General features: G+C 49.2%; 5 protein-coding genes. 1 reads left to right on the forward strand and 4 read right to left on the reverse strand.

What is annotated here, in order from left to right; all coding sequences use genetic code 11:
• Both QUB14_RS21480 and QUB14_RS21485 read right to left on the reverse strand, forming a co-directional pair.
• Window positions 1-1283: calcium-binding protein (locus QUB14_RS21480; protein ID WP_333218984.1), on the reverse strand; the 1283-nt coding region annotated here is incomplete at its 3' end.
• Window positions 1284-1664: 381 nt separating this feature from the next.
• A complete protein-coding gene (locus QUB14_RS21485) occupies window positions 1665-3875 on the reverse strand; it encodes a recombinase family protein (protein ID WP_333218986.1) in 2211 nt (736 codons plus the stop codon).
• A gap of 52 nt (window positions 3876-3927) precedes the next feature.
• Here QUB14_RS21485 and QUB14_RS21490 point away from each other — a divergent pair, with 52 nt between their 5' ends.
• On the forward strand, window positions 3928-5292 hold the full coding sequence (locus tag QUB14_RS21490) for a proton extrusion protein PcxA (protein ID WP_333218988.1): 1365 nt from the start codon (window positions 3928-3930) through the stop codon (window positions 5290-5292).
• A gap of 504 nt (window positions 5293-5796) precedes the next feature.
• On the opposite strand, the gene rodA is transcribed toward QUB14_RS21490, so the two are convergent.
• Window positions 5797-7056: a rod shape-determining protein RodA gene (gene rodA / locus QUB14_RS21495; RefSeq protein WP_333218991.1), complete on the reverse strand. Its 1260-nt coding sequence runs from the start codon at window positions 7054-7056 to the stop codon at window positions 5797-5799.
• A 332-nt stretch (window positions 7057-7388) separates the two neighbouring features.
• On the reverse strand, window positions 7389-7736 hold the full coding sequence (locus tag QUB14_RS21500) for a VOC family protein (RefSeq protein ID WP_190661613.1): 348 nt from the start codon (window positions 7734-7736) through the stop codon (window positions 7389-7391).
• Window positions 7737-7807 lie beyond the last annotated feature (71 nt).

Here is a 7807-nt window from a genome sequence, read left to right on the forward strand (position 1 = left end):
GTCGGACTTGCTGTCGGCGTCGGACTTGCTGTCGGCGTCGGACTTGCTGTCGGCGTCGGACTTGCTGTCGGCGTCGGCGTCGGACTGGTTGTCGGCGTCGGCAGGGGAAGCGGAGTTGCGCTGCCGGGAACTGTGGGGGCAATTACAAATGAGCTTCGCCCTAGGGTTCTGCTGTCTACTCCGGGCAATACTGCTAAAAAGTCGCCGCTGACGCCGTTGCGAATAATCGTACTTCCGGCTTTGGTCTCGGCGCTTTGGAAGATTACCAAATCTTCAAACTTGAGGTCGCCACTTAACCCGATTAAATCTTCGCCTTGGCGAAAGTCTGTGAAAATGTCGGCATCGGCGATGTCGGGGCCGCCTGTAGTGAGAAAAGCCGCGTTAGTGCCGTCGCTGCTGCCGCTGGGGGAACTGAAGGCACCGATGACGAAGACATCTCTGCCTTCGCCTCCTGCCACTACGTCTTTGCCTGCTTCGCCCCAAAGAACGTCGTTGCCCGCGCCGCCGTCCACGATGTCATCACCGTCGCCGCCGAATACGATGTCGTCGCCGTCGCCGGAAAAAAATGTATCCCCGCCGGCGTTTCCGTAGAGCCAGTCGCCTCCTTCGTTGCCAAATACCAAGTCTTCACCATCGCCGCCGAAGAGCGAGTCGTTACCTTGGTCGCCCCACAGGATGTCGTCGCCTCGATCGCCCAAAAAGCTATCGTCGCCAGAGCCTCCACGCAAGCTGTCGCTGCCTTTGCCGCCGTAAGCCGTGTCTCTGCCTTCGCCTCCGATTACCGTGTCGTTGCCGTCATTGCCGTAAAGCACGTCAGGGTTATTTCCCCCGTCGAGGGAGTCGTTGTCTTTGCCTCCGTACAGGGTATCGAGTCCTGAACCGCCATCGAGAACGTCGTTGCCTGGCGCGCCGAACAGCACGTCGTCATCGTCGGCCCCGAATATTAAATCGTCGCCGTCGGCTCCTTGCAGGTTGTCGTTGCCTTGCAGCCCGGAAATCACGTCGGGCCCGGGACTGCCAACTAAGGAGTCGTTGGTTTCTGTGCCACGGACTACGCCGCCGATGACTGCGGGCGACGTACCTGAGCCTCCGCCCAATGTGTCGTCTATGCCACCAAATGTGTCGTCCCCGGAGGGAGTTGGTGTTGGAGTCGGCGTCGGAGTTGGTGTTGGCGGTTCTGGTGTTGGTGTTGGCGTTTCTGGTGTTGGTGTTGGCGTTTCTGGTTCTGGTGTTGGTTCTGGTGTTGGTGTTGGTATACTTACTACTGGCACTGCACTTGGCATTATTTTGGCTCCTTTAAACGACGATCCCGATTAACTTTAAGAACTGATTAGTATCAGTTTGTTGCCACAAATCTGGCTTAAAATTGATTAATAATCCCGATCATTTCTAGCATACTAAATCAAAACTGCAACGGCTATGGATATTTTTTAATCCGGGCATCTTTTGATCTCAAAATATTAATGATTGCACGTTTTGCTGCCTATGTTGGGTATACTTTAATATCGCCCCAGTTCTATAGAACCTAGAAGTCTGGCTTCGAGTCAGCCCGGTGTATTTATCCAGAAGCCGAAAAAATAAAAATTTTCGCTGTCATAATTTTTTCTTTCCTCCTGCGGAATGCCGAATAAATATGTGCCTCTTGCCTTCAGAAGCCGACTTTCTTATGCTGACTTCTGACAAGAAACAGAGCTGTTAATTAGGGGCAGAAGCGGCCCGGTTTGTTCTTGTCCACTGACGGATAATTCGCTGTGGCAAAGGTAAAGCAGGGAACAGCGACTTAACAAATCTAGCAGAATTCGCCGCAGTCGCTGTTGGTCGGCAGTCGTTTCGTCTTCGGTTTCCCAGGGGCGCCCGAGTTGCGATCGCAAAAATAAGGGAGCACCAAACAATGTCGCCGCACCACCGCTCAGCCACAGGGGCGAGCCGGCATCAAGCCAAAAGTGCCATTTGTGGGCGCGGCGGCTGCTGCGGTACTGAAAGATGTTGGCGAGGGTGACGGCTCTGGCTGCTGGGCCTTCTGGACGCACTGGAAATGGGTTGGCGGTGACGGTTCCTTGGCGCAACAATTGGATGAACCGGGCGATCGTTTCTGAGTCGCCGCCCTTTGTTGGTTCTACGCGCTGCATTCGCCCGTTGATTTCCCAGTAGTGGCTGGCGGTTTCCATTAACTCGCGCAGGGCTGCTAGCCGATCGTAGGGGAGGTATCTGTCGTTCATCAGAAATTTCTGGATGGCTCGATCGAGCAGGGCAATTGGACTCGGCAACAGCCGCTCCTGCTGTTGCGACCGCTGTTGTTCGATCCACTCCACAATCTGCTCGTAGGCCCCGGCTGCTCGGTGTCCCAGTCTGTCCCACCGGGGAAAGGCTGTAATTGGCAGCAATTGAGGTCGATCGATATCTGGACAAAAACAGTGATCGGCGATTAAACCTGCTCTCACTTGGTCGATCGATTTTTGATTTTGAATTTGAGATTTTAGATTGAACGTCGAGTTGGAATCTTCTGTTTCCAATGAACGGTGTTTCTGGCTGCCCAACACTACCAGCATTTCTGCAGCGCCGTCTCGATCGACTAAACGGCCGAGTCCCGGATAAACTAAGGCTAACAAAGTGAGTAAAGCCCGAATCTCTGGGGTAGTCGAGAGGGGACGCTGATCGTTGAGAGATACGGCGGCGATACCATCTCGCGCGAGAATTTCCGTTAAACTGTAACGGGCGATCGCATCCATCCCGGGGGCAATTACGGCGATTTCCTGCGGTTCCACGGCTTGTGACTTCACCGCATCCGCGATAATTTCGGCGGTTTCTCGCAGCAGTTGAGCCCGGGAAGTGGTTTGGAGCGATCGAACCGATCCGGGCAAACTCAAGCCTAAAGGATAAAAACCCTCTGAATTAACTGCTAAACTTACCGCTAAATCCCCAATCTCTGGGGCTAAACCGGCTTTGGCATCCAAATTTTCCACGCTTTGACAGCGGTCTTCGAGTCGGGCTAGGTATTCCGTGTCAGCCCCCAAGCCCAAACGCACTCCTCCATCTGAATTGTAGGAGAACGCCCCCGCTGCACCTTGGTCGAGCATTCGATCGAACAAATGGCGACTTATCGCCGGATAATCGTCAACATCGTCTGCGATCACAGCTTGGTATCTAGAGGCCAAATGCTGCTGGTAACTGCTATCCGGCAACAAATAGCGCCAGTAGAGTTCGCAAACAATCCCGTAAGTCAGGAGCCCCCGTGTCAAGCACCATTCCCGCCACCTTTCCAGCAACTCTCCCATGCTAATCCACAGGTTGGTCGAGCCGCCTGAGATAGCAAATCCCTGTTCCAGAATGCTGGGAATCTCTTCTCTGGGCGTACCGCTGACAGCAGCAAGTTGTAATAAGTCTAGTGTTCGACGCACCATTCGGTTTGGACTTACCCCTGTTTGTTGCAAAATGCCTTCGTCTAGTTCGCGACGCCAGAGTCTCGTGGCAAGTTCCAGTTCGGTTTCAGGTTGCAGTCGCAGGGGAAATTGAGCTCTCAAATTCAGCGACTGAACTAGCAGGGGCCAAAATAGCAATACCTCCTGCTCAAAAAAACCGAAGGGCGTTGTGGAGTGAAAGGTATATTTTCCTTCGGTAGCGACGGCGATGCGATCGGCCAATTCTAGCCGGTTGTCTCCGTTAGCTGCTAAGACTAAAATTGCTGGGGCAGTTTGTCCAGCCCGCCGCCGCCCGGAACTCGATCGCCCTGAAACTTTTGTGGGCAAGGGCTTGACAGTTTTGCTCCAAATGCAGAACTGCTCGACTAAACGAGTGGTTTTGCCACTGCGGGCAGATCCGACAATCCAAATTGAGTCCTTAATGGCAGTTCTCAATTTATGTAAATTTGTTACCATACCGTGAATACTTTAATCACTAATGTCTACAGCCAACTAACCCGCTTTAGCTATGAATACTTCTCCGTGGAACAGGATTGTAAAATATCTCTACAGCGCTAACCAATGGTATCGAGAAACGCCTGAGAGGGCCTTAGAACAGGCCTACGATGCTGCGTTAGCAATTAAGGCGATCGAAGACGAGCATTTTGGCGGTCAAATAATCTCTGAGCGATCGGGAGATTACGGACAAAGCACCCTGTCTTACTTTAAATCCGAACTGCAAAAATACCTCAAGGTCATCCAAACCCGAATGGTTGAGTTTAATGCTAGCCGTTCTTTTTTGGAACTGCCGGAGCGAGTGGGGGCCAAACCGAAAACGGGGTACAGCGCCGATTATCACCAGCACGGATTACATCTCAACAATAAAGATATAGCCTCCCTTATATTTGAGAAGCTAGAGTTTATTGATGGAGTCATCGACAAGTATATTAATAATAGTAGATCGACGGCAATTGTTCCGGTGGTCAGTTCAGTAAATGTGCAGGTAAAATCTACCACAAACAGCAGCTCTCCACCTGACCCAAATAAAGGTTCAGCTAATTCTGTTAAAATTCACGATGGTGAGGTTGACACTAACTATGAAGAAGTGAATTTGTTACCGCGCTCACTTTTGGGAACTTTGAATCGAATCACTAAAGATTTAGACCCGGGAGCTGAAAAAGAAGTAGTCAAGAATTTTCGCAATTCCAAAGTAAAAACAATTATTTCTCTCCGATTTATTTTGCTTTTGATTTTAGTTCCGCTGTTGACGAATCAAATCTCCAAAAACTTTCTAGTGGGACCGATAGTTGACCATTTTAGAGGTCAAGAAAATGCTCCACTTTTCATAAATGTTAACCTGGAAGAAGAAGCATTCCAAGAACTGGAGAGATTTGAGCAGCACCTCAAATTTGAAAGGTTAATAGGCAGTGCTCCGTCGCTTTCTTTAGAGGAAACGGAACAGAAGATTGCCGAGAAAGCAGTTGAGCTAGCGGAGGAATACCGCGCTGAAAGTAGTGGAGCTATTAAAAATATTTTTGCCGATTTGATTTCGTGCATGGCGTTTGTCGCGATTATCGTCACTAACAAGAAAGAGATTGAGATTTTAAAGTCTTTCATGGACGATGTGATTTACGGCCTCAGCGACAGTGCGAAAGCTTTCGTAATTATTTTGTTTACGGATGTGTTTGTCGGATTCCACTCGCCTCACGGTTGGGAAGTAATTCTCGAAGGTGTATCGAGGCATTTGGGACTACCAGAAAATAGGCAGTTCATATTTTTGTTCATTGCGACGTTTCCCGTTATCTTGGATACGGTATTTAAGTATTGGATATTCCGTTATTTAAACCGGAGTTCGCCTTCGGCTGTTGCTACGTACAAGAATATGAACGAATAATTGGAGGCGAAGGAAGTTCGGCAACGGATTTTGTAACGGATGTAACGGATGTTAGGAAGAAGGAAGTTCGGCAACGGATTCGCTCGACGGATGTAACGGATGTAACGGATGTAACGGATGTCAGGAAGAAGGAAGCAAGAAGCAGGAAGAAGAAAAAAAGATGTAATAATAGCAATTGTTTCAGGCATTAAGAACGTCCTTAGTAGGGCGTCCACTGCACACAGAGTGACTTACCCATAGCGCGTAAAACCATTTATTGTTTGCGTCAGGAGTGGTTTAATTAAGTTGATAGAATTAAGCTGTTTGGCCTCTAAATTTTATTTTTGGGCGGGTTATCGCGCGCACCCCACAAGAATTTTATCAGACTTGATACTCATCAAGGCTCGGGTCAGGAAGCGTAAAATTTAGATGCGCCTAGGCAGATGAAAAAAATGCGATCGCCCGCAGAATCTCTCGAAAGAAATCAAAAGCGCGATCGCATTCCCAGAACCAATTACCAATGAGCTAATTCCAACGCTTCTTGCGCTGTCGCTGGCTTGCTACCGCCTCCACCAGTCCCAGGCCGAGAAAATTACTCAGCAGCGACGCATTCCCGTAACTTAGGAAAGGCAGCGGAATGCCCGTAACCGGAGCCAAGCCAATGTTCATCCCAATATTTACGAACACCTGAAAAATCAACATTGACAGTACGCCGATCGCCAGCAAAGAACCAAAATTATCGTTAGCAGTTTGAGCGATCGTCACCAACCGGAAACAAATTATCCAGAAAATCAACAACACGGCAATACAGCCAATAAAACCCAATTCTTCGCCAATAGCTGAAAAGATAAAGTCCGTATGCTGTTCGGGAATAAAGTTAAGCTGAGTTTGCGTTCCCTGAAACAAACCCCTGCCCTTCAGTTCCCCAGCGCCAATAGCAATCCGAGATTGAATCAAGTGATATCCGCTGCCTAAAGGGTCTTTCTCGGGGTTTAAAAACCCTGTCAGACGCATTTTTTGATAATCCTTGAGCACATTCCAAAAAATATGTCCGAGGTGTCCAGAAACAACGTTCACCAATACAGCACCGAAAGTCCCCAACCACGGCCAAGGCAGGGTTCGCCAAGCAATAATACCCGCAACAACTACCCAGGCTATCCAAATCGGTGTAGACAGGTTATTGAAGAGAACTGAGATGAGAGGAGAGAATAGCAGTATTAGCCAGCCGGGATTGACATTTCCCCAGTAAAACATCCCCATTGTGATCGCGCCGAACACTAGGGAAGTACCTAAATTTGGTTCGGCAAAGATCAATCCCCAGGGTACAGCCATAATCGCCAGCATCCTCAACATATCCCGGACTGTGGGGACATTCTTCTCGTGCAGGAGAGCTGCTAAAGTGATAATCATGCCTACTTTGGCAAATTCTGATGGTTGCAGGTAAAAGCCGCCGATGTTGATCCACCGCTGGGCACCGAGCCCTGTAGTACCGATAAAACGCACTGCGATCAGCGACAAATTGATTAATATGTAAATCGGCCATTTCCACTCAATCAGTATTTGGTAGCGACAGCGGGAAATGATGATGGCGAGGAACAAACCGACTGCCCCAGTTACCCAGTGCCGCCACCAGTTGATGAGTCCCTGATTAATTTCCACGCTGTGGATCATAATTCCCCCGAAGATGGTGAGGGCGATGCAAGCGGCGAACAGCCAAGGGTCTGCTTCTTCCCAGGGTTTGAAGATTGATTTCCAGCGGTTTCTGACTTGTATTCTCTGCAACATGAGGATTTTAGATTTTAGATTTTAGATTTTAGATTATCGAGCCGATTTTCGGAAGTTGTCGATATATTTCGGATTGAGAGTCTGCACCTTACTTTAGAAGCGTCGGTGTGAGTACCTCACATTATTCGGGGAGTTGTAGGGAGGTTCCGGGAACGAAAAAAGGAACGCCAAACCGGGTATCTGGGTATTCTATTTTTTCTGTGCGCTTACTTAATTTAGTTCGCGATCGCACGTGGTCAGAAACCGGGTTTTTGTCGAGAAGACGGGTTACAACTCGCCGAAACCGCTAAAAACCCGGTTTCTTGGGTTTTGATTCGTAAGCCCTAGAATCGTCAGGCCGGTTCGTAAAGGTACTCAAAGCCGTTCCCATCTGGATCTCTGCCGTAAAAAGATGCAGTACCGTCGCGGTGTTCGTGAATGTGGGTGACGGAAACACCATCGGCTTTGAGTTGTTCGTAGGCGGATTCCATTTCGGTACGATCGTCAAATACAAACCCAAAATGCGGCCCTGCTTGGTCGTAACTCGGACTCAACAGCGCCAATCCGTCCTCTCCTGCTTTCAAATAAGCCCAGTCTGCATCTTTCCAGACTAACTCCATACCCAAGTTGCGGTAGAATTCAGCAGACTTCTCTATGTCTTGCACGCAGACGGCTACGTGTCCCAATCGTTTTAGTTTCATCAGAAAAATGGGTAGAAACCCCGTCCTTTTAGGACGGCTTTACATTTTTGATTTACTACCGCCTTGGGACT

The organism is Microcoleus sp. B3-D2 (assembly GCF_036705345.1).
Lineage (GTDB): Bacteria > Cyanobacteriota > Cyanobacteriia > Cyanobacteriales > Microcoleaceae > Microcoleus.

What these genes read in the sequence shown, in the direction of transcription:
- QUB14_RS21485 (WP_333218986.1), bottom strand. Translation starts at nt 3,875, where the DNA reads ATGGTAACAAATTTACATAAATTGAGAACTGCCATTAAGGACTCAATT.
- QUB14_RS21490 (WP_333218988.1), top strand. Translation starts at nt 3,928, where the DNA reads ATGAATACTTCTCCGTGGAACAGGATTGTAAAATATCTCTACAGCGCT.
- rodA (WP_333218991.1), bottom strand. Translation starts at nt 7,056, where the DNA reads ATGTTGCAGAGAATACAAGTCAGAAACCGCTGGAAATCAATCTTCAAA.
- QUB14_RS21500 (WP_190661613.1), bottom strand. Translation starts at nt 7,736, where the DNA reads ATGAAACTAAAACGATTGGGACACGTAGCCGTCTGCGTGCAAGACATA.